25 protein-coding genes, 2 tRNA genes and 1 CRISPR repeat array are annotated in these 26875 nt (G+C 50.7%); of the genes, 6 read left to right on the top strand and 21 right to left on the bottom strand.

What is annotated here, in order from left to right; translation table 11 throughout:
* Positions 1-183 precede the first annotated feature (183 nt).
* From NYE24_RS26730 to NYE24_RS26710, 5 genes are all read right to left on the bottom strand, one after another.
* Positions 184-1380, bottom strand: a complete 1197-nt coding sequence (locus NYE24_RS26730) for an ABC transporter substrate-binding protein (RefSeq protein WP_342477080.1) — start codon at positions 1378-1380, stop codon at positions 184-186.
* A 75-nt stretch (positions 1381-1455) separates the two neighbouring features.
* On the bottom strand, positions 1456-2157 hold the full coding sequence (locus NYE24_RS26725) for an ABC transporter ATP-binding protein (RefSeq protein WP_036697211.1): 702 nt from the start codon (positions 2155-2157) through the stop codon (positions 1456-1458).
* Between the two features lie 4 nt (positions 2158-2161).
* The gene (locus tag NYE24_RS26720) at positions 2162-2944 is read right to left on the bottom strand and encodes an ABC transporter ATP-binding protein (RefSeq protein WP_036697214.1); all 783 of its coding nucleotides are present in this window, start codon (positions 2942-2944) and stop codon (positions 2162-2164) included.
* Complete coding sequence (locus NYE24_RS26715) at positions 2913-3881, bottom strand: branched-chain amino acid ABC transporter permease (protein WP_051493791.1); 969 nt, start codon at positions 3879-3881, stop codon at positions 2913-2915. The genes NYE24_RS26720 and NYE24_RS26715 overlap by 32 nt, the downstream gene beginning before the upstream one ends.
* 12 nt (positions 3882-3893) lie before the next feature.
* A complete protein-coding gene (locus NYE24_RS26710; protein ID WP_036697217.1) occupies positions 3894-4799 on the bottom strand; it encodes a branched-chain amino acid ABC transporter permease in 906 nt (301 codons plus the stop codon).
* A 646-nt stretch (positions 4800-5445) separates the two neighbouring features.
* On the opposite strand from NYE24_RS26710, the gene NYE24_RS26705 reads away from it, so the two are divergent.
* Complete coding sequence (locus NYE24_RS26705) at positions 5446-6276, top strand: type II CAAX endopeptidase family protein (protein WP_051493792.1); 831 nt, start codon at positions 5446-5448, stop codon at positions 6274-6276.
* 390 nt (positions 6277-6666) lie between these two features.
* Here NYE24_RS26705 and NYE24_RS26700 read toward each other — a convergent pair whose 3' ends face one another.
* The 6 genes from NYE24_RS26700 to NYE24_RS26675 form a co-directional block, all read right to left on the bottom strand.
* Entirely contained in the window at positions 6667-7749 is a 1083-nt protein-coding gene (locus NYE24_RS26700; RefSeq protein ID WP_036697220.1) for a Gfo/Idh/MocA family oxidoreductase, read from the bottom strand.
* Between the two features lie 12 nt (positions 7750-7761).
* Positions 7762-8685, bottom strand: coding sequence for a helix-turn-helix domain-containing protein (locus NYE24_RS26695; protein ID WP_342477079.1), 924 nt, complete (start codon positions 8683-8685; stop codon positions 7762-7764).
* Positions 8686-8727: 42 nt separating this feature from the next.
* Positions 8728-9732: a Gfo/Idh/MocA family oxidoreductase gene (locus NYE24_RS26690; RefSeq protein WP_036697226.1), complete on the bottom strand. Its 1005-nt coding sequence runs from the start codon at positions 9730-9732 to the stop codon at positions 8728-8730.
* A 663-nt stretch (positions 9733-10395) separates the two neighbouring features.
* Positions 10396-10484: transfer RNA gene (locus tag NYE24_RS26685), tRNA-Ser, on the bottom strand.
* A 6-nt stretch (positions 10485-10490) separates the two neighbouring features.
* Positions 10491-10566, bottom strand: a tRNA-Asn gene (locus NYE24_RS26680).
* 84 nt (positions 10567-10650) lie between these two features.
* Positions 10651-11403 (bottom strand): MBL fold metallo-hydrolase, encoded by a 753-nt coding sequence (locus tag NYE24_RS26675; protein ID WP_342479303.1) that lies wholly within the window; start codon positions 11401-11403, stop codon positions 10651-10653.
* 138 nt (positions 11404-11541) lie between these two features.
* Between NYE24_RS26675 and NYE24_RS26670 the strand changes: the two genes are divergently transcribed.
* Positions 11542-11970, top strand: a complete 429-nt coding sequence (locus tag NYE24_RS26670) for an Lrp/AsnC family transcriptional regulator (RefSeq protein ID WP_036697430.1) — start codon at positions 11542-11544, stop codon at positions 11968-11970.
* Between the two features lie 36 nt (positions 11971-12006).
* Positions 12007-12648 (top strand): pentapeptide repeat-containing protein, encoded by a 642-nt coding sequence (locus NYE24_RS26665; RefSeq protein WP_342477078.1) that lies wholly within the window; start codon positions 12007-12009, stop codon positions 12646-12648.
* On the opposite strand, the gene NYE24_RS26660 is transcribed toward NYE24_RS26665, so the two are convergent.
* Positions 12645-13130: a SprT family protein gene (locus tag NYE24_RS26660; protein WP_051493793.1), complete on the bottom strand. Its 486-nt coding sequence runs from the start codon at positions 13128-13130 to the stop codon at positions 12645-12647. The two genes, NYE24_RS26665 and NYE24_RS26660, sit on opposite strands and share 4 nt — an antisense overlap.
* A gap of 120 nt (positions 13131-13250) precedes the next feature.
* Here NYE24_RS26660 and NYE24_RS26655 point away from each other — a divergent pair, with 120 nt between their 5' ends.
* Entirely contained in the window at positions 13251-13610 is a 360-nt protein-coding gene (locus NYE24_RS26655) for a hypothetical protein (RefSeq protein WP_036697237.1), read from the top strand.
* Between the two features lie 119 nt (positions 13611-13729).
* Positions 13730-13867: a cortex morphogenetic protein CmpA gene (gene cmpA / locus NYE24_RS26650; protein ID WP_143804182.1), complete on the top strand. Its 138-nt coding sequence runs from the start codon at positions 13730-13732 to the stop codon at positions 13865-13867.
* A gap of 191 nt (positions 13868-14058) precedes the next feature.
* Here cmpA and NYE24_RS26645 read toward each other — a convergent pair whose 3' ends face one another.
* Complete coding sequence (locus NYE24_RS26645; RefSeq protein ID WP_200869223.1) at positions 14059-14229, bottom strand: hypothetical protein; 171 nt, start codon at positions 14227-14229, stop codon at positions 14059-14061.
* A gap of 111 nt (positions 14230-14340) precedes the next feature.
* Positions 14341-14835, bottom strand: coding sequence for a DinB family protein (locus tag NYE24_RS26640; protein ID WP_036697238.1), 495 nt, complete (start codon positions 14833-14835; stop codon positions 14341-14343).
* A gap of 140 nt (positions 14836-14975) precedes the next feature.
* Between NYE24_RS26640 and NYE24_RS26635 the strand changes: the two genes are divergently transcribed.
* Complete coding sequence (locus NYE24_RS26635) at positions 14976-15548, top strand: CGNR zinc finger domain-containing protein (protein WP_036697240.1); 573 nt, start codon at positions 14976-14978, stop codon at positions 15546-15548.
* Between the two features lie 68 nt (positions 15549-15616).
* Here NYE24_RS26635 and NYE24_RS26630 read toward each other — a convergent pair whose 3' ends face one another.
* The 7 genes from NYE24_RS26630 to cas5c form a co-directional block, all read right to left on the bottom strand.
* Entirely contained in the window at positions 15617-16750 is a 1134-nt protein-coding gene (locus NYE24_RS26630) for a GGDEF domain-containing protein (RefSeq protein ID WP_305954422.1), read from the bottom strand.
* A 340-nt stretch (positions 16751-17090) separates the two neighbouring features.
* A CRISPR array of direct repeats spans positions 17091-21164; the repeat unit is 32 nt; unit sequence ATTTCAATCCACGCTCCTACACGAGGAGCGAC.
* 157 nt (positions 21165-21321) lie between these two features.
* Entirely contained in the window at positions 21322-21612 is a 291-nt protein-coding gene (gene cas2 / locus NYE24_RS26625) for a CRISPR-associated endonuclease Cas2 (protein ID WP_342477077.1), read from the bottom strand.
* A 9-nt stretch (positions 21613-21621) separates the two neighbouring features.
* Positions 21622-22653, bottom strand: a complete 1032-nt coding sequence (gene cas1c, locus NYE24_RS26620) for a type I-C CRISPR-associated endonuclease Cas1c (protein WP_342477076.1) — start codon at positions 22651-22653, stop codon at positions 21622-21624.
* Positions 22650-23309 carry a CRISPR-associated protein Cas4 gene (gene cas4 / locus NYE24_RS26615; protein ID WP_342477075.1) on the bottom strand — a complete coding sequence of 220 codons (660 nt, stop codon included), beginning with the start codon at positions 23307-23309 and terminating at the stop codon, positions 22650-22652. Before cas4 ends, cas1c begins: the two co-directional genes overlap by 4 nt.
* Positions 23296-24162, bottom strand: a complete 867-nt coding sequence (gene cas7c, locus NYE24_RS26610) for a type I-C CRISPR-associated protein Cas7/Csd2 (protein WP_342477074.1) — start codon at positions 24160-24162, stop codon at positions 23296-23298. Before cas7c ends, cas4 begins: the two co-directional genes overlap by 14 nt.
* 3 nt (positions 24163-24165) lie before the next feature.
* Positions 24166-26109: a type I-C CRISPR-associated protein Cas8c/Csd1 gene (gene cas8c, locus NYE24_RS26605; protein ID WP_342477073.1), complete on the bottom strand. Its 1944-nt coding sequence runs from the start codon at positions 26107-26109 to the stop codon at positions 24166-24168.
* Positions 26106-26828, bottom strand: coding sequence for a type I-C CRISPR-associated protein Cas5c (gene cas5c / locus NYE24_RS26600; RefSeq protein WP_342477072.1), 723 nt, complete (start codon positions 26826-26828; stop codon positions 26106-26108). Before cas5c ends, cas8c begins: the two co-directional genes overlap by 4 nt.
* Positions 26829-26875 lie beyond the last annotated feature (47 nt).

The following is a 26875-nucleotide window of genomic DNA, read 5'->3' as shown; positions in this document are numbered from 1 at the left end:
CTCGCCCCGGAAGCATCTGCTTAGTTGTGTAAGTATAGTCAACATTCTATCCTTGTGAGATGCGAAAAGAAAGGCTCCCATTCGGGGCCTTCCTCTTCACGGTTAAAGTGAGGCAAGAGGCTCCCTGGCCTCCTGCAGACCGGCTCCCCGTTCCCTTCACCTTAGTATATGCAATTTCACTGCTTAAGGATTAACCTTGGTTTCAAAGGTTTGCTTCCCGTCAACGAATTTCAGCACAACTGCGGCTTTGACCGGGTCATGCTTGTCGTTCAGGGTGATTTTTCCTGTAGCGAGCTGCAGATCCTTAGTCGCTGCCAATGCTTCTGTAATCTTGGCCGGATCGGCTTCACCGGCGCGGGTGATCGCATCAGCTACCAGTTTCAGGGCGTCATAGCCTAGGGCAGCCATACCATCTGGAACTGCTCCGCCGTTAGCGGCTTTGTAGGCATCCACGAAGCTGGTTACTTCAGGAGCTGTATCTTCTGGCGAGTAGTGATTGGACATGAACGTGTTCTCCAGCGCTTTGGCACCGGCGATTTCCGCCAACTGCGGGGAATCCCAGCCGTCGCCGCCCAGGAACGGAACGGTGATGCCCATTTCACGGGCCTGCTTCACAATTTTACCTACTTCTTCATAGTAACCAGGCAGGTAGATGACATCCGGGTTCGCTGCTTTGATGCGGGTCAGAACTGCTTTGAAGTCCGAATCCTTCTGCTGGTAGGACTCCTGGCTGAGCACCTCGCCGCCTTTGGCCTTGAAGGTCTCTTCAAAGAACTTCTGCAGACCCTTGGAATAGTCGGACGAAGTATCGGTATAGATGACAGCCGTCTTAGCCTTCAGGGAATCGAGCGCAAAGTTAGCCATTACCTCACCCTGGAACGGATCGATGAACGCTGCGCGGAACACGAATTCATTAACATTGCCGCTGCGCTCATCCACGGTAACCTTCGGATTGGTAGCCCCTACCGAGACAAGCGGAATCTTTTTCTCCGTAGCTACCGGAACGATCCCCAGCGTATTGGTCGAAGTGGATGCGCCGATAATGGTCACGACCTTGTCATTGGTGATCAGCTTCTGTGCCGCCTGGGTAGCTTCTTCAGACTTCGATGCATTGTCTGCAACTACCAGTTCCAGCTGCTTGCCGAGTACACCGCCTGCGGCGTTGATCTGCTGAACCGCCAGCTTCGCGCCCTTGGATGCGGAGTCGCCGAAAGAAGCCTGACCGCCTGTGAGCTCAAGGTCAGCCCCGATCTTGATGGTGCCTCCGGCCGTGTTGCCGCCGCTTGCAGAGTTACCGCTGTTCTCTGTGTTGTTGCCGCAGCCGGATGCTAATACCGCAGTCAATACTGTCGACAAGATAATGGCCCCAATTTTCTTCATAGTTTCTCCCAGCCTCCTGATTATTTAGTTTATATATGTTGTTTCTGTGATGCTGCTGTACGATGGATACCCTGCTTAGTGCCCGAGATAAGCCATTTTGATCTCATCGGAGTCGGCCAATTCCTTGGCATCCCCTTCAAGCACTACCCGGCCTGTCTCCAGGACATAAGCGCGGTCAGCGATTTTAAGTGCCTGGTGCGCATTCTGCTCGACCAGCAATACAGTGGTTCCGGCATCATTGACTTCTTTTATAATTTTGAAAATATCCTGGACCAGCAGCGGCGCCAGCCCCATCGACGGTTCATCCAGCAGCAGCAGCTTCGGGTGGCCCATAATTGCCCGGCCCATCGCCAGCATCTGCTGCTCCCCGCCGGATAAGGTTCCCGCCTGCTGCTTCTTGCGCTCAAGCAATCGCGGGAAGGTGTTGTATACCTTCGCGAAGTCCGCAGCCAGACTGCTTCCATCCTGCAGGTAAGCGCCCAATTCGAGATTCTCCTCGACCGACATATTAGCGAATACGCGCCGTCCTTCGGGACAATGGATCAGCCCTTCTTTGACAATCGCCTGTACACTTTGATTCGTTATCGATTTACCCAGGAATTCAATACTTCCTGTCTTGGGCTTCAGCAGCCCCGAGAGCGTCTTAAGCAGCGTTGACTTGCCGGCGCCGTTGGCACCGATTAGCGTCACAATTTCCCCCTGCTTGACGGTGATGCTGAGGTCCTTCAAGGCATGAATCGCTCCGTAATATACATTAATCCCTTGTACTGTAAGCATAGCCCTACGCCTCCTGTCCCAAATACGCTTCGATGACCTTCGGATTGTTGCGGATCTCCGCCGGCGTTCCGTCAGCGATCAGTATTCCGCGGTCCAGCACGTAGATGCGGCTGCAGACCCCCATTACCAGTGACATATCATGCTCAATCAGCAGAATCGTCAGGTCGAACTCCTCCCTGATCCAGGCGATCAGATTCATCAGGTCACGCGTCTCATTCGGGTTCATCCCGGCAGCCGGCTCATCGAGCAAGAGCAGCTTGGGTCCGGCCGCAAGCGCCCGGGCAATCTCCAGACGCCGCTGATTCCCATAGCTCAGGTTGCTCGCTACCTCTTCACTCTGATCAGCCAGATTGAAGATGGAGAGAATATCCATCGCCTTCCGGGTAATCTCCTCTTCGCCCTGGAAATGCTTCGGCAGACGTAGCATCGAAGAGAACAACGAGTGCTTCGCATGCTGATGGAAGGCAATCTTGACGTTCTCCAGCACCGTCATAGCCGTAAACAGGCGGATGTTCTGGAACGTACGCGCAGCGCCTTTATGATTGATCTTGTAGGGCTTCATCCCGCCGATAGACTCATTATTCAAAAGAATCCTGCCCGACGATGGCGGGTACACTCCGGTCAACAGGTTGAATAGTGTGGTTTTACCTGCACCGTTGGGCCCGATCAGGCCGATCAGCTCGCCTTTATCAATATGAAGAGATACCTCGCTGACCGCCTTCAGTCCGCCGAAGGCCCGGCTGGCCGCTTTCACATCAAGGAGTACCGCTGCTCTTGATTGCGTCATTTGCCTTCGCCTCCTTTTTGCCGAACTTGCCAAATGAGAATTTGCTTACGCCAAGCAGGCCGCTTGGACGGAAGATCATCATCAGAATGAGCACAATGGAGTAGATAATCATGCGCCATTCCGGGAATTCACGTAAGTAGGTATACAGCAGGGTAACGAACACCGCACCCACGATAGAGCCCGCGGTACTGCCCAGCCCCCCGAGAACAACCATGACGATGATTTCAAAAGACTTCAGGAAGTTGAAGCTGCCTGGCGTAATAACATAGAACGTATGGGCTGACAGGCCGCCCGCCATTCCGGCAAACAGCGCACCGATAGTGAAGGCAATGATTTTGTAGCGTGTCGTATTAATCCCCATCGCCTCAGCGGCAATCTCATTCTCGCGGATCGCAATACAGGCCCGGCCGTGAGTAGATCTAATGAAGTTATTAATCAGTACAACTGAAATCAGAGTGAAGAAGAAGAGCATGGTCCAGGTGGTTTTGGCCGGAATACCGCTTAGCCCTGAAGCTCCGCCGACAAATTCCGTATTCAGCATAATGATGCGGATGATCTCACCGAACCCCAGCGTGGCAATAGCAAGATAGTCCCCGTTAAGCCGGAGCGTAGGCATCCCGATCAATACACCGAATACCGCTGCCAGCAGCCCACCCGCAAGAATCGCAGGAATGAACGGCACATTGTAGTCAAGAGTCAGGATCGCCGAGGTATACGCACCCACTGACATGAACCCGGCATGACCAATGGAGAACTGCCCGGTAATCCCGGTAATCAGGTTCAGCGACACGGCCAGCATGATGTTAACCCCGATGAGCAGCAGCATAGACTGATTCACATCACTAAGAATTCCCGTTGTTAGAAGAACTTTAACGATTCCATAGAACGCAAGGGCGGTCAGTATGCCCAGCCAGAACTTATTATTTATCTTTTTCACGGCAGCTTCCCCCTACACTTTCTCCCGGACATTCTTGCCGAACAGTCCGGATGGTCTGAAGATAAGGATTAGAATCAGTACCGCAAAGGCTACGCCGTCACGCCAGGAGGAGAACCCGAGTGAAGAAATCTCTGTCTCAACCGTTCCCAGCAGCAATCCGCCGACAAGCGCACCCGGTATACTGCCAATCCCTCCAAGTACTGCCGCGACAAAAGCCTTAAGCCCGGGCATTACGCCCATGAGCGGATCAACCGAATTGTACGTCATTCCGAAAATCACGCCTGCGGCAGCGGCAAGCGCTGAACCGATCGCGAAGGTGGCTGAAATAGTGCGGTCTACGTTGATGCCCATCAGCCGCGCCGCTTCCACATCGAAGGATACGGCCCGCATAGCTTTTCCCGTCTTGGTGTAACGAACGATATATTGCAGTACAAGCATAAGAATAATCGTTGTTAGCAGAATCATGATCTGGTTGGATTCGACCTGGATGGAGGACCCGAAGAGATGATACTGCTTCTTATCCATAATATCCGGGAAGCCCTTGGCCTGCGGCCCGAGGATCAAGACTCCGGTATATTCGAGCAGGAAGGATACGCCGATCGCTGTAATCAGCGCTGCAATTCGAGTGGACTTACGAAGCGGCTTATACGCCAGACGTTCAATGCTGATACCGAGCAATGCACTGATGGTCATCGAGATGATCAGCGACAAGAGCAGTACAACGATCGGCGGCAATCCGGCATTCGCCAGGTATTTGGCACTGTACAGACCGATGAACGACCCAACCATGAATACATCGCCATGCGCAAAATTAATCAGCTTGATGATACCGTACACCATTGTGTAACCAAGGGCGATCAGAGCGTAAATACTGCCTACGGAAATCCCGTTTATTAGTTGCTGAATGAAATACTCCATCGCCATCCCCTTCTCCCCATATTCATCTTGTATACCCCTTTCTCTGTGTTGCTTCTCTATTCTTGGATTATGATGTCATTTATATTAACACAAGGTCAGGGAATCGTCACTAATAATTGTGGGAATTAATACAAAATTCAATAGTTGGTGTTATATTACATAACATGATATATGTAGGATTCGGTAGGTTTTTGTAGGTTTACGAAAAATGCGTAGAAAACAGGAGAAAAACAGAGGATTTTTAAGCAGGAACGTTTTAGAAGTTGTTTCCTTTTCTTATACAATACTTTTTTTCTGCGCAATTAATATAACATTTGTCTCTTTACAGCATCATTCCTTCAACAAGTGGAAACGGATTTGCCGTCCCTGTAAAGGACGGTACCGTTTCAGCGAGAAATAGAAGGATAAGTTATCATGTGAAACCTATAAATTCTTATATTTTTAATTAAAGGGGTAACGGATTGAACCAGCAGTGTGCGGTAGCAGAGGTCCAGATTATGCGTATAAAAGTCTCCCTACATCTACAGTCTCATAGATGACTGGGCCAAGGTCCCAATGGCCTGCTGGGCTCCAGGTTGTTCCTCACTTCCCCGTTCGTTGCTATACTCTACCAAGCATTACACACATTCAAAGGAGTGAAATTGAAATGAGCACCATCGAAAAAGAGGAGAGCGTCCAATCTGCCAGGAGAGGGTTGCTAGTATTCTTCCTGATACTTATACCCCTTACGGCTATAAGTTACATATTGGCCCTTACTGTAACACCTGTGTACGGCTTGCTGCTGATGTGGGCGCCCGGGATCTCCTCCATACTCACCCGTATCCTGCTTCGTGAGGGCTTCGCGGATATCTCCCTGAGGTTCGGGGGACGGCGCACATTGAAGACGATTCCGTTCATCTTGTTGTTGCCGGTGGCGGTTGGCTTGGTGGCCTACGGGGCAGCCTGGATCACAGGACTGACGGAGTATACCGGCCACAATGGCAATGTTGTCGGTGCGCTAGTCGGGGCGATCCTGATTCAAATGTCTGTTGGGACCGCGATGGGAATCATCAGCAGTGCCGGAGAAGAGTTAGGTTGGAGAGGCTACATGCTGACCCGGCTCATCCAAGCCCGCGTCTCGAAGCCTATTCTCATGAGCGGACTGATCTGGGGCATGTGGCATATCCCGGCGATTCTAATCGGCAGCTACTATTCCGGCCCTTCCCTGGCCTTATCGATCGTATTGTTCATGGTAACCATCAGCTCATTTAACATCATTATTAGTCTATTGCGCTTAAGCACGGGGAGCATATGGCCGGCGGTTCTGCTCCACGCCTCATGGAATGCTATCATTCAGGACGCTTTCGACCGGTACACCAGCGGGAAGAATGCCTATCTCTGGACAGGCGAGTCCGGGATACTGGTGGCTGCTACGCTCGTGATTGCAGCGTGGTTCTTCTACAGAAGATCTGCGTTCGTAAAGGATGCCCGGTTGTAGGTGGCAATGCGGCAAAAAACAGACAGCCCATTTTTTGAGCAGGATCAACGGGAGTACTCGGGTGGACGCTCCGCAAACGGAACGTTGTTACAATCGCTGTTGTGTCCAGATTTTTTTCATTCCCCTCAGCGGTGAAAATCCGGACACAAAGGCGACCGCTGCCGCTTTTCCGCGGGTCGTTCCGTCCGCTCCGCTGTTTAAGCGGGATGCGAAAACACATTTTTTTAGCACAAAAAAGAAATCGTCCTTTGGTAAAATGGAGTTACTATTAAAACATGCATCAATGGACCAAAAACAGAAAGCAGCGATTCTCCAATAACGAGAGAATCGCTGCTTTTTTAACATCTAAAGCTTTTAAGAAATCTGAGATTTGACTCGGGCAATGATCACCTAGTCCAAATATACAGCCTTCCCCGTCTGGGCCGATTCATAGATGGCCTCCAGAATCCGGGAGACCACATAAGCCTGTTCAGGAGTCACGACCGGATCTTTATCCTGCTCAATCGCTTCGATCCACTTTCTTAATTCGATATCCGTAGCTTTCTCTTCTTTGCCTTCATAGAAGGCCACTCCTCCGGCACCAAGCTCAATTTCATTCGTGTAGAGCTTGCTATGCTTCTCCCCATTAATCCGGAGACCGTTCTTCATGTCCGCACCTGCTTCGGTTCCGCTTAAGCTGCACTTGGCTTCATCCACATCCAGCGAATTCAGCGCCCAGCTCGCCTCCAGCGTAATCGTTGCTCCATTCTCCATTACAATCATCCCGAACGCAGAGTCTTCCACGGTGAATTTCTTCGGGTCCCAGGGTCCCCAGGCGTTGGCCGCATCTTCTTTTTGGGAGAGCTCGTGGTATTTGGTCCCCAGCACAACCTTCGGTTTGTAGTTGTCCATCATCCAGAGCGTCAGATCCAGCGCATGGGTTCCAATATCAATGAGCGGGCCGCCCCCCTGCTTCTCCTCATCCAGGAATACCCCCCAGGTAGGGACCGCTCTCCGCCGGATCGCATGTGCTTTCGCATAATAGATATGGCCGAGCTCGCCTGCTTCACAGACTTTTTTCAGATACAGGCTGTCTTGCCGGAACCGGTTGTCATACCCTATGGTCAGCTTCATCCCAGTACGTTTCGCTGCTTCAGCCATACGTTTGGCGTCCGCCGCTGTTTTGGCCATGGGCTTCTCACACATCACGTGCTTGCCCGCTTCCAAGGCTGCAATGGATATTTCCGCATGCGCGTCATTAGGAGTAAGCACATGAACAATATCAATGGAAGCATCCTTCAATAATTCCTGATAGTCCGTATAGACAGCAGCATCTGCACCGCCATATTGTTCAGCAGCCGCTTCAGCCCGTTCCTTGATAATATCGCAAAAAGCTACCACTTGAACCTTATCCTGTCTGCTTAAGGCAGGCAAATGCTTCCCGTTCGCAATCCCTCCACAGCCGATCACTCCAACACGATACACTTTGCTCATCGCCGCACATCCTCACTGTTCATGTATTTTTCGGGCCTTGCGGTATGCAGCCGGGGTCATGCCCAGCCGCTTGCGGAATACCGAATGCAAATAGGTCGCAGTGGTGAACCCCTCGGACTCCGCGATATGTTCGATCGACAGGTTACTGGCTTCAAGCTTGCTGCACACTGCCTGGAGCCGGATCTCTTCAAGAATCCGGCTGAAGGTCTGATCCGGATCGATCTGCTTAAATATCCGCTGCAGCTGTCTTGCGCTGATATTCAGCTTCTCTGCAACATTCTCCAGCGTCACGGCGGCTGAATAATTCGCTTCCATGTACTGAACAGCATATTGATAGCGGTAGGTTAACATGTCCCTTACGGGTGCCTCAGCTCCCATCCCGCTTGTATCATAAGCTCTGGTTACCTTCAGCAAGATACTGATCACGAGATGCTTGATGGATGTGTAATATCCCGCAAGCTTGCCGTCACAGGCTTCATAGGCTTCCAGAAAACACTTCATCGCCCTGTGATAATCCTGCGCAGGGACAAGCGGCAGCCTCCTCAGCTTCTCCACACATTCCTCCGCTTCGGCAACCTCCCATGGGTCTGCATCGTTCCGGGGCTTCTCCGCAATATGGATATGCAGACATAACTCCTCCATCGACTCTTCCGCATCTGCTTCCTGACGATGCATCACTCCCGGTCCGGTCAAATAGAGCATTCCCTCCGATAAAGGATACTGCTGATCGCCAAGAATGACGGTTCCCTTGCCCCGCGGTATGAAATGAAATTCAAATTCAGCATGGTTATGGAAATCAATGACCCTCCCCGGCGGAAAAGAGGTCAAATGAAACCGTAGAACGGAAATTTCATAATGTCCCCACAGGATAGAAATATCCAATCTTTCCAACAGATCCATCTTCTCAAACATAATCTCGAAGGGAAAAGGGCTCATGTTAACCTCCTGCTTAGGTTACGTTCTGTCTCGGATTTTGAATCAAGACTTCAGTTCGGCTAACCGGACCACCCGTCCTGCCTTCGCCGAGAGATTGGCCGCCTCCATTAACCGGGTAAGCTCCGTTGCCGCTTGAATATTGTCAGAAGCAAGCGTGTCATCCTGGATGTGGGCCACCCATTGCTCAAAAGCGCTATCACGGTTGGCCAGCACAGGCGTATCGTTCCAGGCAGCCCCTTGATCTGCTGCTTGATTACTTCTAACAAGCAGCTTCGCTTCAGGCGTTCCATAGAGTAGAGTTCCTTCCGTTCCATGCACTTCTATGGTAAAAGGGGAGTAGCTGTTCACGAAGCCGGCTTCCACCACACCGATCGCTCCCGAACCGGTATAGAGCGTCGCTACCGCGTTGTCTTCCACTTCCTTGCCCGTCACATATCCGAAGCTCGCGCTTACCCCGGTCACCTCTTGACCCAGAAACAGTCTGGTCAGGTACATGGGATGACATCCCAGATCAATCAATGCCCCGCCCTGGCATTGCTCGAGACTATAAAAATGCTCGGGAAGCCAGTTGGCCGTTGCGCCGTTATGAGATAAGCGGACTCTGACATAAGTGATCTCCCCCAGCAGTCCCTGGCTTAAAATGTCTTGAACCGTTAACGTATAACCGTCATTTAGCCGCGGCAAGGACACGGTTAGCTTCACTCCATGCTCCGCTACCTCAGAGAGGATTTCGTTCACCTCATTCAGCGTTGCAGCTACAACCTTTTCGGTGAAGATGTGCTTGCCTGCTCTGGCCGCCGCAATCATAACCTCCCGGTGCATATGGGTTGGCGCGTCGACAATCACGGCATCGATATCCTTCCGGGCAAGCATGTCCTCCAAAGAATCATAAAATGGGACATTCAAACTCTCTGCCGCCTTCCTGCCCCTCTCCGCATCCTCGTCCCATACCGCAGCAATCTCCGTATCTTCATGCTCCTGAGCCTGCTTCGTATAATCCCAGGCATGTACATGCCAAAAGCTGATCTTGCCAATCTTAATGCTCACCCGCCTGCACCTCCATATACATTATTCTGACATCACCTATAAAGTATCATATAATAAGCAGGATTTTTAGTAGATAAATGCGACATCGACTATATGGAATTACGACATCAGACAGGAAAATCGTATCTTCCAGGGATTCAGCGTTTCCCGCTAAAGGGACCCGCTTATATGAATCACATTGTTGCACATTATGCAGGATTCTTCTAAAAATATTACGGACTTTGGTACATTGTTGCATCATTTGCAGGATTTCCGGTGTTTAGTGCAACCTAGCGCTAGCTTTGTTGCCTTTCATGCAGAATTTCAGTGCTCGCTTCTATTGGGCCGTATTGCTGCACTTCTTGCAGGATTTCTCTACAAGGTTACGGGCTGCGGAGCAAGGCCCCCTCCTTTATCACATCAGCACCGATTGTATTCGGTTTCCCGTATACGTTTAGCCACTTCCCTTTATGGCAGTGCATTGTGTTCAGTTTTCCGCATATATTTGGCCCGAGATCCTTCGCGGCAACACATTGTATTCGGTTTTTCATATACAATCGGGCCAGATACCTTCGCCCAGCAAATTGTATTCGGTTTTTCATATGCACGTCAGAAGAAAATTGTAATTTTCTAAAAACAAAAAAAAGGAGCTCAATATGAGCTCCTTATGTGTTAATTCAAGAACGGAGAGAGAGGGATTCGAACCCTCGCACCGCTTACGCAGTCTAACCCCTTAGCAGAGGGTCCCCTTATAGCCACTTGGGTATCTCTCCAAGTAATGGCTCCCCGAACAGGACTCGAACCTGTGACAACTCGATTAACAGTCGAGTGCTCTACCAACTGAGCTATCAGGGAACATTAACATGAACAAGGATTAATTTATCATGATTCTACAGGTTAGTCAAGCGGGTAGCGAGAGATTCTGAGATCGTTTACAATTCAGACCCACTCCCCATCCAGCGGAATGGCAACGCGGGCGGACAGACCTTCCTGTTCAAGCCGCTCCTTCAATAGCCCCCTCGTCACACGGCAGTGGTTAATCGTATCCATATGCACAGCAATTACCGAAGCAGCCGGAGCGGAATGGCATACCTGCACCACGTCCTGCTCATCCATGGTAATCGGCCCTCCGCTCAGGAACCGTGCTCCTCCGGCATTGACAATGATCACCTCAGGCGATTCCTCTTCTATCACCTGCTGAACCTCTTCGCACCAGATCGTATCGCCTGCCAGATACAGCACAGGTTCGCCTTCCGCCCGAAAAACGAAACCCGAAACCTTGCCCATTAATTCTCCGATCTCCCCTGTCCCGTGATGCCCGCCTGTACGCGTCAGAGTCACACCGCCGAAGGACGCAGACCCGCTATCCTTAATCTCAGTAACTCGCCCATAACCTTGGGCCGCAATGGTCTCTCCGTCACCTTCCTGGCAATACACCGGCAACTCCTTGGACAACTGCTCTGCTGCCGCAGCATCCCAATGATCCGGATGCAGATGCGTGACCAGCACTGCATCCGGTTCCAGCCACTGCTGAACAGGGCCCGGCAGAGGCACCAGCGGATTCCGGCGGTCATCGCCTGAATTCATAATCGGCGGATTCACGCCCTGCACACTCAGCATGGGATCGATTAGAAACGTTGCACCGCCGTATTCCAGCCATAGGGTGGCGTGGCGGATCAGCTTTATTTTCATCATATGCACCTCTTCCCGGATGTCTACCTTATGTTCACTTTCTGATACAATAAGTATAAATCAGGGCAAGAAGAGAAGACATTGTGCCGCGAAAGAGATTGTTATGTTCTGCTTTCAGCCGGAAAGGAATTCAAGGAAATGACCTCTTACCTCATCGACAATACCGATTACCGCATCCTCCAGCTCCTTATCGAAGACTCCACCTTAAGCCATAAGGATATCGGGGCGATGGTCCACCTGACCGGCCAGGCTGTAGGCGCACGTGTCCGCAGAATGCGGGAGCTTGGCATCATTGAGGGCTACACCATCCGTTATAACCCGCTGCGGATCGGCCAGAGCATTCACGCCTTTATCACGGTTTTTCTCAGCAGCAATAAGGATCATCCGCCTTTTCAGGCTTTTGCGAAGGCCCATGAGAGTGTCACCGAGCTCTACCGCATCAGCGGGGAGGGCTGTTACTGGATGCGGGTGCGTACTGTGGATCAGGAGGCGCTGACCGCTTTTTTGGATGAACTGCTGAAGTATGGCAATTACCGGGTCAACCTGGACATGGGCCAGATCAAATAAGGACAAATAAGGCTAGGAACTGCCAAGGAGGCCGACATGAGTAACAAGATAGAACCACCCAGAATCACAGATCCCGGGCTACTTACGCCGCAGGACATTCACGCCCTTGCTTCCAAGGACGAATTCAGCAACTGCCTCATTGAAGGAGCGCTCATTGAATATCAGGAGGCTACGCGGGTAGCTTTCGACAAGACTATTTTCAAAAACGTCACCATCACGGAATCCTCGCTGCAGCGCATTGAGCTTACCGATGTGATCTTCGATCATTGCGACCTGTCCAATGTGGATTTCAGCGACGCCTTCATACACCGGACCGAGTTCAGGGATTGCCGCATGATCGGTACAGACTTCACCAGAGCACGATTTCAAAATGTATCCATCACCGGATGTATCGGGGAATTCGCGGTCTTCCGTTTCGCTAACTTCAAAGGGACTTCCTTCGAACGCAGCTCGCTGGTCAGCGCAGATTATTACCAGTCCACCCTGAACGGCCTGTATCTCGCGGAATGTAATCTGGAGCAGGCCACGCTGGCTGGCTGCAAGCTGAAGGGTGTTGACCTGAGCGACTGCGAGTTCACCGGCCTTCTAGTGGATCTTCAGGATCTGGAGGGCTGCATCATCTCTGCGGAGCAGGCGGCTTCTTTTGCCGGACTACTAGGTCTGGTTATCAAAAGTTAAGTAGCCGGACCCGCGCCCGCTTCTAGAGCAATCAGCTTCAGCTTACCGGAGCATTTACCGCAGCGGTACCGCCCGGGATCGGCCCGGCGCTTACGCAGATACTCGGTGGCACAGGCAATACATACCAGCTTATACCGGTAAGGCTGCGGCTTGCGGGCCTTGGCTCCCGGCAGGGTCTGACAATACCGGCTGCCGCCGACGCGGGCCAGCAGTGTTTTGAAATCGGCATCCCGGTGCATGTACCCCCGCTTCGCCAGATGCAGATGGTAGTGGCAGAGCTCGTGCTTGATGATCTTCTCCGTCTCCTCCCGTCCGTACATCGCCAGCTGCTGGGGGTTAATCTCTATATTATGGCTCTTGGTAAAATATCGTCCGCCGGTTGTCGTAAGTCTGCTGTTAAAGCTCGCCGTATGCCGGAAAGGCACGCCAAAGCTGTTCAGCGACACCTGCTCGATCCACAGCTGCAGCTCTTCGTTGCTCATACTGGTCATAGCGTTCCTTCACGGTCCTCTCCTCAAGGAAATCAGATCTCTACTTGAATTGTAACTTGCCCATAGGCTACACTGTCAAGAAGGAAGACAAGTCCGGAGGGAGAATGAAAGATGCCTAGAATGCGTTACGTAATTATGCAGCAGGATCAGGAACTGCTATTCGTGGAGATGCCGGAGGAATATGCTTACCAGCTAAGCGCCCTCAATCTTCGCCTGAACAAAGAAATCGACAAGCTGACAGCCGAGAATGTACCCGGACTGCCGCGGGCGGTGGCCGAATGCGAGGCGCTGGAGCTGCTGCGCGAAGAGCATCATCTGGAGTCGGGGCTGGCGTATATTAACCGGCTGGAGCAGGCTTTTGCCTCTATTAAAGAGGAGCATTACCCCCTGATCTCACTACTGACCGAAATCCGGGCGCTCCAGGCCCAGCTTGAACAATGGTATGAAGAGGAAGAAGAACGGGTGCAGTAACGCCGGTTCCGGGCGGCCTTGTGAAATTCGGCTTGGCTACCTGAAACTAACCGTGCACCTTTGGGCGTATTCCCCCATATGCTATCTATACACAGGAAGCATGCAGAGGAGGGGTACCCTTGCCACAATGGCTTCGCCAACAGCTCATGAAGGCCTATCTCAAGAAGGACTGCCGTCAGATTAGACTGCTGAATGAATGCTGGTTCTTTTACCGGAATACCGCCGATTCCCACGAGATGATCCAGAAGAACGTATAGCCGTTATGCAAGTGGAAACGGCTTTGCCGTCCTTTTACAGGACGGTACCGTTTCGGCGGGAAATAGAAGGATAATGTATAGCGTGAAACATATTCATTCTTATATTTGAACAAAAAGCCACGATCCCTTGAGGGGGTTCGTGGCTTTTTGGCGTGAATCCGTCCAAGTCTGCACTTAGCTGGGCAACTGGCTTATTTGAACATCGGGAATACGTATTTCACCAGGAAAAACAGAACTCCGAAGGTGATAATAATGTAAGCTGCATATTTAATGAACGTGGATGCGACAAGACTGGAATCCGATTTGCGGTGCACCTCTGTCCGTTCAACCTCAACACTTCTGTCCTTGTAATTCGGCTCCATCCTCAATCTCTCCTCTCCGTTGATAGCTGCATGTCTTCCATTAACCCGGGGATTTGGAGCTGAAACAGAGCCGCCTACGAACAGATCACTTGTAAAATATGGCTGCTGCGCTTAATCGAAACGGCGGGTGCCAGGCCAAGAGCCTTGCAGCTTGCGGACCAGTACAATCTGTCCCGTATGATAGGCATCGTGCAGAATCAGGCTCATGACCTCTTCGCCTGGCGCATGCCCGGAGCCGCCCCATTCATAAGCGCCTTCCTCCAGAGCTACAATAATCTCGCGCAGCGAGGCATGAATGGACTTCAGCTTGTCTACCGCCTGCTTCCAGTCCTCTTCCCCGCTTCCTGTTACAGTGAATGTAGCGTCATTGCTCTCCAGATCAGGCAATTTCTCCATTCCCTTGAGCTTGCGCAACAGACGCTCCTTATAATACGTCAGATGGTTAACATTCTCCCAAATAGAATTGCCCGCAGCTCCCTCCGGCTTCCAGACGGCCTGTTCACTGTCCACACCTTCAAGCGCCGCACTCAGCGGCGGCTGCCAATCCTCCACATCCATCACATAATCCCAGTTCTCGATCAGCACATCGCTAATTTTGTTTTCCATCTATATCCCTCCTGTAAACAACCCCAATAAAAGTTACACGAGCACTGTAACATATTTGCCAGAGCGTATCAAGTAACTAGTGTAACTCAGTTTTAACTGTTACAATCAAGGGAAAGATCATGTGAAGGGACAGATGAAGCTTGCTGTGGGTAGATTTCATGAACAGCTATTGGCGGAATTGGCGGACTAGTGACCGGAGCACGGACCAGGATCGGCTGGAGGACCCCAAATGGCTGGCGGAATGGCTGGTGGAGCACAAGCTGCCGGCAGCAGCCCCTCCCCGGCCGGAGGAGCTGAAGCAGCTCAAAGGACTGCGCGGCTTGTTATGGGACGAGCTGCAGCGGCTGGTCACGGGAGAGTCTCCGTCCACAGCGCTGCTTGCGCAGTTGAATACGTACATGAGCGACGGGCCCGTGATACGGCAGGTGGTCTGGACGGCAGCAGGTGAAGCCGAGATCTCCCTCCAGCCGCAGCGTGCGGACTGGGGGCAGATTATGGCGGAGGTTGCCGCCTCTTTTGCGGCTGCGCTGCTGGAGAAGGAGCCCTCTCGCTTCCGCATTTGCGGGAATCCCGACTGTCTCTGGGCCTATTACGACGATACCCGCAACCGCTCGAAGCGGTACTGCGACGACAAGCTGTGCGGGAATCTGATGAAGGTCCGGCGGTTCCGGGCACGCAAAAAAGCAGCGGAGGGTGAGCCTTCGAAGGAGTAAGCGTGTTACCGGAGGCGGCGGATGAATCATCGGCAGCGTAAGCAGGTTACCAGGTGAGACAAATTTGACTACACAGCATTCCGCTGCGTCAGCGGGGTCAGCGTAGTATTTTTGCCGGAGTGCTTGGCCGTATAGAGGAGATTATCGACTTCTTCGAACAGCGCTTCTTTGGTGGCGCCTTCGGCATAGCTCTTGAGGCCAATGCTGACGGTCACCGCCCCGTGCTCCATCTCTTCATGAAGCGTCTCCGAGAGCATGTGGCGAATCCAATCCATGAGGGTGTAAGCCTCCTCGAAGCTCTTCTCGAACAGCAACACCGCAAATTCCTCGCCGCCGTAGCGGGCAGCAATGTCTGCGGGAGAGAGATGGTCCTTGATGATCTGCGCGACCCGGGCCAGCACCAGATCCCCCATACGGTGTCCATATTTATCGTTAATTCGCTTGAAATTATCGATATCTACCAGCGCAAGATGGAATGGGGCACCCTGGCTGCCGTATTCCATCGCTTTTTCATAGAATTCGTGAAAAGAAATATGGTTATACAGTCCTGTCAGTGCATCGGTGGTAGACAGCTTGCGGATCACCGCATTCTCAATCATCAGATCCTGCTTGGCTGTCAGAGTGGCTTCCAGATCGCTTGCCAACTCGCGCCCGTTAATGATGATAATCCCCGCCACCAGCGTGCCAACTAGCAGGAAGAGCGGGATCGCAATCAGGTCGAAATCCGTCAGATAATACTTGAACCAGTAATCCCAGCGGTAGAGAATGAAGAAGGCCGCCGCCTGCAGGCCAGAGGTGAACAAGGTGAGATCCAGCCGAAAAAAGATCGCCGACGCAATAATCGGCAGCAGCATCAACGCCCCGATAATCCGTATATCCATATTCAGATGAATAATCATCATCGCGATAATTGTCCCCGCCACAAACAGCAGCACGAAGGAATACTTCGGTGCCGCAACATCCACCAGTTGCGTCAACCCAACCACCGCACTCATTAGTAGCGTCGGATAGAGCAACACATCATAGTAGAACTCGTGCGCTCCCATGGGATACGGCAAACATACAAAAGACCCCAGCTGGGCCAGGAAATGCAGAGCAATCACCAGCCAGTACGTATACAGAAACCGCTTGACCCACTTCGCCTGCCGGTGCGCCGAAGTCTCCGAAGGGCCCATGTAATCTCTCAATCTCAACGCTCTCACCTGTTGCCCCCCCGATTAAATTCACACATAGGATGTACACATTGGTCCTATTCTAACATGCCAGGGTCCGGGTCGGATACTCACTTGCGGGATATGTACTTGTGGGGGGTGGGGGAGGGTTAGTGGGATTGGTGAAGTATAGGGGCGAAAGGACGGGGGGTGGGAGCTTGGGGGCAGGTGTTGGTATGAGGGCGATTATTCTTTGTGCGATTTCAATACATGCTCGTACATAAGGAGGGGCCAGACCATGCCTGTGATAGTGCCGATCGCCCCACTTTTAATACACACCCCTACATGAGTAGCTACGCCGACGCGCCGATCGCGAAGCCAGGCTTCATCCGATTTCAATCCACGCTCCTGCACGAGGAGTGACAAGAAGTACCAGCGGGCTCACACCATTGATTTCACATTTCAATCCACGCTCCACACGAGGAGCGACAAGGAAGCTATTCAACCATCACACCTTTTTTACAAATTTCAATCCACGCTCCTGCACGAGGAGCGACATCATTAAAGCCCCTGAACCTTCGGCAGTAGAAATTTCAATCCACGCTCCTGCACGAGGAGCGACATCTTTCCCGACCACTCTAAACCGATCATATCCAGATTTCAATCCACGCTCCTACACGAGGAGCGACGGGTACAGGGCGGCAGACCACGTAAAGAGCTTGATTTCAATCCACGCTCCTACACGAGGAGCGACGATGGTTTAGGGGGAGCTTATATGAGCGATATTATTTCAATCCACGCTCCTACACGAGGAGCGACATAAATCTCTAAAATGATTAAAATCTCCGTTATTTATTTCAATCCACGCTCCTACACGAGGAGCGACAATCTCAATGACCGCCAGGCGCGCGAACTCCTCATTTCAATCCACGCTCCTACACGAGGAGCGACGGGTCATAGGTATTACTGGACCGTTCGGCAATGGATTTCAATCCACGCTCCTACACGAGGAGCGACATCACCGCCATTCTGGGCCAGCTTGGTCCGGTTATTTCAATCCACGCTCCTACACGAGGAGCGACATCACCGCCATTCTGGGCCAGCTTGGTCCGGTTATTTCAATCCACGCTCCTACACGAGGAGCGACGTACACCTCCGAATGGGACGATGGAGACGCGGATATCATTTCAATCCACGCTCCTACACGAGGAGCGACTAAAGCTGTCTCCTTAATGGCGCCATCGAACCTTAATTTCAATCCACGCTCCTACACGAGGAGCGACAGCAAATGGAGCAGCGCAACCGACAGGAGTTTGGATTTCAATCCACGCTCCTACACGAGGAGCGACTGACACAAACTTGTCTGTTGACCGTTCGTAATAATTTCAATCCACGCTCCTACACGAGGAGCGACCTCGTCTACTTTGACGAGATCGACCGTATGCACCCATTTCAATCCACGCTCCTACACGAGGAGCGACTACCACGGTAACACCACCAGCGCCGTCAGGGGCGAATTTCAATCCACGCTCCTACACGAGGAGCGACTAAACACTGCATATCCGAGCAACACGGAGCATGCATTTCAATCCACGCTCCTACACGAGGAGCGACTCACAGACCGTTTGGAGACCGCAGAAAGGCAGAGGATTTCAATCCACGCTCCTACACGAGGAGCGACTCCTAATTTGCAAATAAAGGAGATCAGCGCATATTTCAATCCACGCTCCTACACGAGGAGCGACCAGCCGCCCTTATCCCGATTACATTCCAATTCATATTTCAATCCACGCTCCTACACGAGGAGCGACGAAGCTGCTTCTTTGTCAGGCCGAATGTCATCTATTTCAATCCACGCTCCTACACGAGGAGCGACCAGGGATTGGAGCTGACTTCGGGGAGTCTTCCGAGATTTCAATCCACGCTCCTACACGAGGAGCGACTTGCTGTGTCTAAAACCGTCTTAGTGGCTTGCACATTTCAATCCACGCTCCTACACGAGGAGCGACTTGCTCAAGCAATGGCTCAGTAGGGCAAAATAAATTTCAATCCACGCTCCTACACGAGGAGCGACTCGTCTTGGGTTGGGGTATAGGCTTAATGGGGTAGGTATTTCAATCCACGCTCCTACACGAGGAGCGACGACAAGATTTGAAACGGACAAAGGGGAACATATAATTTCAATCCACGCTCCTACACGAGGAGCGACGCTTCTCTCCGCTGCCTCTATCGTAGCGCAACAGTATTTCAATCCACGCTCCTACACGAGGAGCGACGGTACCACCCGTACACTTATCCGTGTATAGGAAATACATTTCAATCCACGCTCCTACACGAGGAGCGACATATTATAGCGCATTATCGCGGAGACAACTCCGTAATTTCAATCCACGCTCCTACACGAGGAGCGACGCTTGCGCAGGCAAAAGAGGTGATGGAGCGCGAATTTCAATCCACGCTCCTACACGAGGAGCGACATGTTGTTGCAGATGCATGGGTTACTTTCAGGTCATTTCAATCCACGCTCCTACACGAGGAGCGACGGTAATCTGCAAATGTCATAGTCCAAACTGGAACGCATTTCAATCCACGCTCCTACACGAGGAGCGACGACGGCGTTACATGGTGCGTTCTGCGCGTAAGGGATTTCAATCCACGCTCCTACACGAGGAGCGACATTATATTTTCCGTCTGAAAGATATAGATACCACATTTCAATCCACGCTCCTACACGAGGAGCGACCCGTTAATCAGACTTTTGATCCGATTGGATATATAATTTCAATCCACGCTCCTACACGAGGAGCGACTTGATTTATCTGGATGATATTATCACCCGCCGTATTTCAATCCACGCTCCTACACGAGGAGCGACTATAAGTATCCACCGTTGTATTCGGGAGCATTCGATTTCAATCCACGCTCCTACACGAGGAGCGACGTATCTAACGCGAGTCGCTGCGTTCCAAGCCTTTATTTCAATCCACGCTCCTACACGAGGAGCGACCCAATTGGTGAGCGCGGGAACCTGAAGTATGTAGGATTTCAATCCACGCTCCTACACGAGGAGCGACATACTTGATAGTCCTGGTCCTGTGCCATTTGTTATTTCAATCCACGCTCCTACACGAGGAGCGACACTCATATTGTGTACAGTAGTACGCAGTTTATTATTATTTCAATCCGCGCTCCTACACGAGGAGCGACTTGTTTGCAAATGTAACTTTAGTTGTTGTAAGTGATTTCAATCCACGCTCCTACACGAGGAGCGACAACTCAAAATATGATATTATTATTGCAGTCGATTATTTCAATCCACGCTCCTACACGAGGAGCGACCAAGGAGATAGAGGAGGAGCTCACGCAATGATTATTTCAATCCACGCTCCTACACGAGGAGCGACCGTTGCTGCTCCCCCGCACTGTGACGCCCATCAGAAATTTCAATCCACGCTCCTACACGAGGAGCGACCCCATCTTGCAAGCACAACCATAATGCCTAACAATTTCAATCCACGCTCCTACACGAGGAGCGACTATTCTCCAGCATGCGCTACGTGGAGGACAAGAGAATTTCAATCCACGCTCCTACACGAGGAGCGACAAAATGCTTACACAAACGTGGACCACAGGCGGTATTTCAATCCACGCTCCTACACGAGGAGCGACCACATTAATCGTGACAATGTGATTAACAACCTGAGATTTCAATCCACGCTCCTACACGAGGAGCGACATCATCATTTGCCTTCGACAAATGGGCAGAGCAAATTTCAATCCACGCTCCTACACGAGGAGCGACGCGTTATGATCTGGTCTGTTCGTAATTCGTTCTAAATTTCAATCCACGCTCCTACACGAGGAGCGACGCTAGGCAGCGCCCCATTAAATAAAACGTATATAATTTCAATCCACGCTCCTACACGAGGAGCGACATGGCCTGGGGGCTTATCCGGTATTGCAAGTGAGATTTCAATCCACGCTCCTACACGAGGAGCGACGATTCCGTAGCCAAAAACAAGCACATGAAAATTATTTCAATCCACGCTCCTACACGAGGAGCGACATTTGGGGGACCGATGAAGTCGGCCCCTGGGAAGAATTTCAATCCACGCTCCTACACGAGGAGCGACCCTAAGGCAGATCCTGGACCGCCTCCGACTCCCGGATTTCAATCCACGCTCCTACACGAGGAGCGACACTATCTTAGGATAGTCGGTAATAACACAAATAATATTTCAATCCACGCTCCTACACGAGGAGCGACTAGGTGATGAAATGCGAACATATTTTCCATACAATTTCAATCCACGCTCCTACACGAGGAGCGACACCTGCACCGCCGAGCAGAGGGGAGATCGAAAATATTTCAATCCACGCTCCTACACGAGGAGCGACGCAGAGCAAGAACATTACGTTGAGGTGTGGGTCGAATTTCAATCCACGCTCCTACACGAGGAGCGACAGCGATTTTTCATCAAAATAAGGAAATAAATCCTCTTTTTAGATCTAAAATCACATGCTTTATTACTTCCAAAAATAAATCTATCAATAAAATAACAAATTTTTCTATAAATTCGGTGCGAATCTCCCAGGGATTTCATGTGAGCCTCACATTCGCACTACAGGATCAACGGGCCTTCAAGGTCTAAGGATTCCTTAATCCCCACATGTTCAACCTTGTTTTTATAGTTATTTCCCAGCTGATAGAACCTGAGGCTATCCTCCTTCTGATCAATAATATCCTTCAGCTTCAACTTAAGCTCGGTAAATTGCGCTGCATCCACTATGCACTCGAACACCGAGTTCTGGACACGCTGCCCGTAATTCTGGCAAACCTTAGCCACCCGCCGCAACCTGCTTTGACCTGCACTGCTGGTTGTACTTACATCATAAGTGATTAGCACTAGCATCGATTACACCTACTTCCACAGAAACGGAGGATACTCATCCAGATCATTACGCAAATGACGGGCGAGCAACAAGGCTTGAGCATGAGGTACCAGCCCCCAGGTTATTTTCTCCCCCAGATAGGGGTGGGTGATCTTCTCTTGCTTCCGGTTCTGCCATGCGGTAAGGAATCGCTTCCTTGCCTCATCCGTCAGGAGCACCGCTCCATTCTCTTTGGTCACAAAATCATCCTTGTTCACAAGCTTCTTGTTAATCAGCATCAAGACAAATTTGTCAGCCATGACTCCGCGTAGCTCCTCCATCAGATCGAGGGCCAACGACACCCGCCCCGGACGATCCCGGTGAAGGAACCCTACATACGCATCTAGACCAACTGCCTCTAACGCAGAGGCCGTATCATGTGCGAGCAAGGTATACGCCAGCGACAACATCGCATTCACCTTATCGAGCGGAGGTCTGCGGGAACGGAGATGGAATTGGAAGTCCTCTTTTTGCTGCAAAATCATAGGGTCAAACAGCTTATTATACGTAACCGCCGCTTGCCCCTCAAGCCCTCTCAAACGGTCTAGTTGCTCACAGTTTCTAACCTCAAGCAAAAGTGCGGATAATTGCTGAGAAGCCTCCTTGAACTGTTCCACATTCACCCGCATCGGATAATCTCTGGTTGTTCTTTCGAGTATCCATTTATGGTTATAGATCTTGCCAATAATGAAATTCCGGGCGATCTTCGCGGACTTCGTCTCGTCTTCCGACAACGCATACTGCTTCTTGCGCAGAATAACGTTCCCCCGGCTCTCACCGGTTACCCTGGCCAGAAATCTCCCATTCATCGTCAAAAAGAGCAGCGAAACATTGTGGTCCGCACAATATCCCATCAAGGCCGGACTTGCTCCCGTGTATCCAAAAGCGACTATCGATTCCAGATTATGCAGCGGAACTCTGCCCAGCTTCTCCTGCTCCTTAAGCAGAACAACATTATCCCCATCGAGCGATAGATATACATCCGGCTGTGTAACATATAGGGTATTTTGCAGCTTTTTCATTCCCTGATTTTCCCTTCGACATAGCTTTTCACAGTCTGTTTATTCATTAGCTTGGGCAGACAAATATGCTGGAGAGAGCAGCTTTGGCAAAAGGCTCCGGTCTTAACCTTCGGTGTATATCTGCGGCGGTAGTAATCCTGCATCTCTTCCAGCACAGCGCTTACCTTGCGCTTCAGCTCATCTGTAAGTGGAACTTCAATCCGGTGCTTCACCTCTTTATAAAAAATAAACCCTGTCCGCACCTCGCACAGCAGCATTTCTTCCAGGCACATCGCTTGGGCGGTCAGTTGCAGCACATCCGTGTCCTCCAGCTTGGGCTTCCCCCGTTTGTATTCAACGGGAAAAGCCACATATTTGCCTTCGGCTCCATGAATTTCAACTCCGCTGTCATCCTTGACGAACTCCACCACATCACAGATCCCCGTAATGCCAAGCTGTCGTGACTTCACCGGCATCGCCCGAACAACCAGCTTATCCCCACGCTTCTCCCGTGTAAAAGGCTGATCTGCATTGCGGTGAAGATGCTTCCCCTCAATCGTTCGCATATCCTCTGCCCATTGCTGTTCAATGTGGATTAATGCCCACTGCCTCTTACAGAAGTGAAAATGCTGTATTCCAGAGAGCATCAACGCATCATCTTCGTCAGTATAGGCCATCTAAGACCTCAGGTTGCAATCCTTCCAATGGATATAATTCTATAGAATAATCCTCAATCGATTTAGGCTCATCCTTCTTAGCACGAACATCCAGAGAACGGTGCACCTTGGCCGAAGAATATTGCCCCAGCTTAGAGTTATGCTCCCACCAGTACACCTTATGTACCTCCATACTTCCTTCCGGTCTTGCCGAAGAGACATCATTAGCAAAAAGAGTAACCAATGCTTCCTTAATCTTGTCTGCATCTTCATTTGTAAACCCGGTTTTCTCAGCAAGCTGTGTGTTAATACTGCCCTGGAATACGTATACTCCAAAGTCTACCCGGTGCTTCATCCCCATGGTATCGGAGCCTCTGTCTTTGCCGGGCTCGGAATTCACACTTTTGGTAATCTGCATACTGGTTATATCAATAGGACTTACACTCGTTGCCGTATGGATGGACACAGGGCCACGAACCCCGACAGATACACCTGAACCCTTACTATCCGCTTTAAAAGCAAATACCTGCCCAAAGCTGCGTACGTCAATCCACTCCTGACAGGCGATGCGGGCAAACTCCTCGTTTGAACTTGTTTTGGCTTTCAGTATTTTATCCAGCTCAGCGTTAGCATCCGCTCGTTCTCTCAAGCTTCCATAAGCATCCGTTTTACGGTCATTGGATTGAACAAAGATAGATTCCCCTGCGTCCTGCAGACGGTTTCTGATTTTGCGCTTCAAGGCTACATCGGAGATTTCACCGTATCCATCATAATTCTGGCGCGGCCGGTTTCCGTTAAGCGGGTCACCATTGGGATTGGCTTTATTGACAGCTACAATGACAGCAAAATCAATTTTATGATTGAGTGTAGACATCTCTTATCTCTCCTCTTGATTAGTAGTTGTGGAAGACGAAGGGGAAGCATCGGATTTGGCTTTGAAATGATTAAGTTCATGCCGCTGAGAATAGAAACCAAGTAAATACTTGCTAGTTAGAGCATTGTTGTTGAAATCTTCTATTTTAATTTTGGAAGCTACTTCATCAATCAGGTTAGAATAAAATCTCACTCTAGTCCCTAGTCTGGCTTGATGCGGCTGCAAGCAGGATTGAATCGTACTCCAGGTTCTAGCGGGATATTTGGAAAAAGAGTTCATGTAACGGATGGCATTCGTTGAACGTTTCTCATCTGAATCCAGCGCCCGTCTCTCCAGGATATCGGCAATAGCCAGCAATCTGCCGAACAAGTAACTGCGGTCATCTTCCTCAGTGTTTAGTGCCACATTATATTCCTCCTTTGTATTAATCAGAGCGCATGTAATACTAAGTGTCTTTTCCCACTCCCAATTCTCCATTGCAACGGGATTGGATGCCCGGTAAAAAGCACTTCGTATAATATCGTGAGGAATTTTATGTCCGTCAACGATGCAGGGCAGAACCCGTTCCATCATTCCCTTGACTACTTTCTCGTTAGCTTTCGGCCCGTAAGCGGCAAAGGCAATATCCTTTGTGGATGGTGCACCGTAAAAAGTGACTACATCTCCATGCTCATCCTTACGGTACTTATGCAGCCAAGCGCAGGTGGAGTGCCATCGAATCAGCTTGTCCACATATAAGTTCTTTTCCATGTTACGATAATACAAAACAGCCAGACGACCAGTCGTCGCAGAATCCAGAACGAGGATATTCACATCCGATTTAGTTCGGGACGCCAGCTTATTCCGGTATCCTCCAAGGCCTTTGGCGACTTCCCGCGCATATTCTTTGAAGGTATAACCAGCGCTTGCTTTGGCAGTAACTGGTGTCACTTCGGGCTCTGATTCCGGCTCAAGCTCCAGCTTTAACGTGAAAAAATCAGCAATGGGGTCAGGGATATTCAACTCCTTGTTTCCCCAGACGAGAAATACACGCTGATCTATGATTTTACCTTGCCTATTAATCAGCCACTTTAAGGCATTATGCGCCTTCTGGGACACTTCATAGCTGATACTAGCCGCATCGCTGCTCTGAGCAAAACGCCCCCGAAAGGTAAACCCGCTATTATCATTGGCCGAGATCAACTTGGCTTTATCTCCGGCATGTCTAATCTTATTCGCATGACGTTCTGTGCCGGGCAATATTTTGCCGGATACGAAGCAGTAATCTTCTTCCCCTAGAAGGCTGGAGTAGTGCTGAATGAAAGAGTTGTACATCTCAGGATCTTTCCAGACTGCCGTATGATCGTCAGGCTGACGAACGTTGAAACGGACAAATGCGCTCTCCTGTTCAGCGGCTACTAGGGCAAAGATAGGAGGTTTATCCCCGTGCAAGGCTTCATACTTTTTATCCCATTTATCAATGAGCTTATGATTGGCGTCCAGATAGATCACCTTGCTGGCTACCAGATCCCGAATCAACTCACGCTTGCTTAAATAGCGGTATATGCTCTTCACCTTGGAAGTGGCATGAGGGGAATTAGCCCACGCCTCCAATTGTTTGATATACGCTACGAAGGGCTCTTCCTTCTTGATCTTGCCGCCATAGGCTAAGAAATCACCAGCGACATAACTCAATTTGTCGTGAAGCGGGTAAGGGGCAATCTTAGAGCCGGCCCGGCTAGAGGATTCCTCCGTACAAGGAATTAGGGTGTTAATATCGCTTTTATCATTTACAGTTGCCGAGTGGAAGTCTCCGTCCTCTGTAATCTCAACGGTGATATGAGCATTCTGCGTGGTATGGGATACAGGAAGGAGCGTATACTCCGTATTATTTGCTTTTAATTCAATCTCACCGACACGGCCCAGATTCGCCTCATACGTCTCATATAAATTCAAGAGCCAGCTCATAGATGCCCTCCCGCTTCGAGTGCCTGGAGCAGTTCATCCGCCGACTGAACATTGTGCTCACCGAAAAGTTTAGGTTGCATATCCGAAATTTTCCGTACCCGCTTACAATCCTCAGGCCGTTCAAACTGAATGTATCCGTTCTTCATCACCGGATTCCACAACCTGACCTCCATCTGATCCCTGCCGGTCTCGTCAGGATAGTTGATCCCATGGACCATCGTGCCAAAATGGATCTCGCCGTCATAGTCATCGTAGTACCCTCGCACCTCCCCGAACACACATGGCTCAACATACGCCTGGCATTCCCTGGCACCCAGGAAGATATCTCTGCGGCCTCCAGCTTCCAGTGACCGCTTGAGAATATTGTGATGCTTATGCTCGTTTCGGTCATGTGCCAGATCCGGGCGATGCTCATTAAATTCAAAATGCGCCCTCACCTCGTAACGCGGCTCCTTCAGATAGGTATAATTCGCAAGCGTATTCCCTCCGCCGTATTCGATGGGACGAACGCCCTTGGACTCCATGCGGATCGCATTCATCACCCTCACTTCATCGATGACCATGATGAGCGTAGGTTTCCAGTAGATAGATTCCACAACACCCTTAAGCGCCTGATAGGTAGGAACACTGTACGTCAGCTTCTCCCCGCCCAGCTTGGTGAGGGGGTCAGTAAACAATGCGTATTTTCCATAGACCACGAATTCAATTGAATTCCTCATAGGGCTTTGCCTCCTTTCTTGGGATGGGATTTGGTATATATTAAAAA

Origin of the sequence: Paenibacillus sp. FSL H7-0350, from assembly GCF_038593195.1 — a bacterium.
In the GTDB taxonomy this organism is placed as follows: Bacteria; Bacillota; Bacilli; order Paenibacillales; family Paenibacillaceae; genus Paenibacillus_AQ.
The sequence above is the reverse complement of the archived record's forward strand: the minus strand, read 5'-3'. Positions and strand labels throughout refer to the sequence as shown.

Excerpts from the sequence above, each read along its gene's own strand:
- NYE24_RS26730 (WP_342477080.1), bottom strand. The coding sequence starts at position 1,380 with ATGAAGAAAATTGGGGCCATTATCTTGTCGACAGTATTGACTGCGGTA.
- NYE24_RS26725 (WP_036697211.1), bottom strand. The coding sequence starts at position 2,157 with ATGCTTACAGTACAAGGGATTAATGTATATTACGGAGCGATTCATGCC.
- NYE24_RS26720 (WP_036697214.1), bottom strand. The coding sequence starts at position 2,944 with ATGACGCAATCAAGAGCAGCGGTACTCCTTGATGTGAAAGCGGCCAGC.
- NYE24_RS26710 (WP_036697217.1), bottom strand. The coding sequence starts at position 4,799 with ATGGAGTATTTCATTCAGCAACTAATAAACGGGATTTCCGTAGGCAGT.
- NYE24_RS26705 (WP_051493792.1), top strand. The coding sequence starts at position 5,446 with ATGAGCACCATCGAAAAAGAGGAGAGCGTCCAATCTGCCAGGAGAGGG.
- NYE24_RS26700 (WP_036697220.1), bottom strand. The coding sequence starts at position 7,749 with ATGAGCAAAGTGTATCGTGTTGGAGTGATCGGCTGTGGAGGGATTGCG.
- NYE24_RS26695 (WP_342477079.1), bottom strand. The coding sequence starts at position 8,685 with ATGAGCCCTTTTCCCTTCGAGATTATGTTTGAGAAGATGGATCTGTTG.
- NYE24_RS26675 (WP_342479303.1), bottom strand. The coding sequence starts at position 11,403 with ATGAAAATAAAGCTGATCCGCCACGCCACCCTATGGCTGGAATACGGC.
- NYE24_RS26670 (WP_036697430.1), top strand. The coding sequence starts at position 11,542 with ATGACCTCTTACCTCATCGACAATACCGATTACCGCATCCTCCAGCTC.
- NYE24_RS26665 (WP_342477078.1), top strand. The coding sequence starts at position 12,007 with ATGAGTAACAAGATAGAACCACCCAGAATCACAGATCCCGGGCTACTT.
- NYE24_RS26660 (WP_051493793.1), bottom strand. The coding sequence starts at position 13,130 with ATGAGCAACGAAGAGCTGCAGCTGTGGATCGAGCAGGTGTCGCTGAAC.
- NYE24_RS26655 (WP_036697237.1), top strand. The coding sequence starts at position 13,251 with ATGCCTAGAATGCGTTACGTAATTATGCAGCAGGATCAGGAACTGCTA.
- NYE24_RS26645 (WP_200869223.1), bottom strand. The coding sequence starts at position 14,229 with ATGGAGCCGAATTACAAGGACAGAAGTGTTGAGGTTGAACGGACAGAG.
- NYE24_RS26640 (WP_036697238.1), bottom strand. The coding sequence starts at position 14,835 with ATGGAAAACAAAATTAGCGATGTGCTGATCGAGAACTGGGATTATGTG.
- cas2 (WP_342477077.1), bottom strand. The coding sequence starts at position 21,612 with ATGCTAGTGCTAATCACTTATGATGTAAGTACAACCAGCAGTGCAGGT.
- cas1c (WP_342477076.1), bottom strand. The coding sequence starts at position 22,653 with ATGAAAAAGCTGCAAAATACCCTATATGTTACACAGCCGGATGTATAT.
- cas4 (WP_342477075.1), bottom strand. The coding sequence starts at position 23,309 with ATGGCCTATACTGACGAAGATGATGCGTTGATGCTCTCTGGAATACAG.
- cas7c (WP_342477074.1), bottom strand. The coding sequence starts at position 24,162 with ATGTCTACACTCAATCATAAAATTGATTTTGCTGTCATTGTAGCTGTC.
- cas8c (WP_342477073.1), bottom strand. The coding sequence starts at position 26,109 with ATGAGCTGGCTCTTGAATTTATATGAGACGTATGAGGCGAATCTGGGC.
- cas5c (WP_342477072.1), bottom strand. The coding sequence starts at position 26,828 with ATGAGGAATTCAATTGAATTCGTGGTCTATGGAAAATACGCATTGTTT.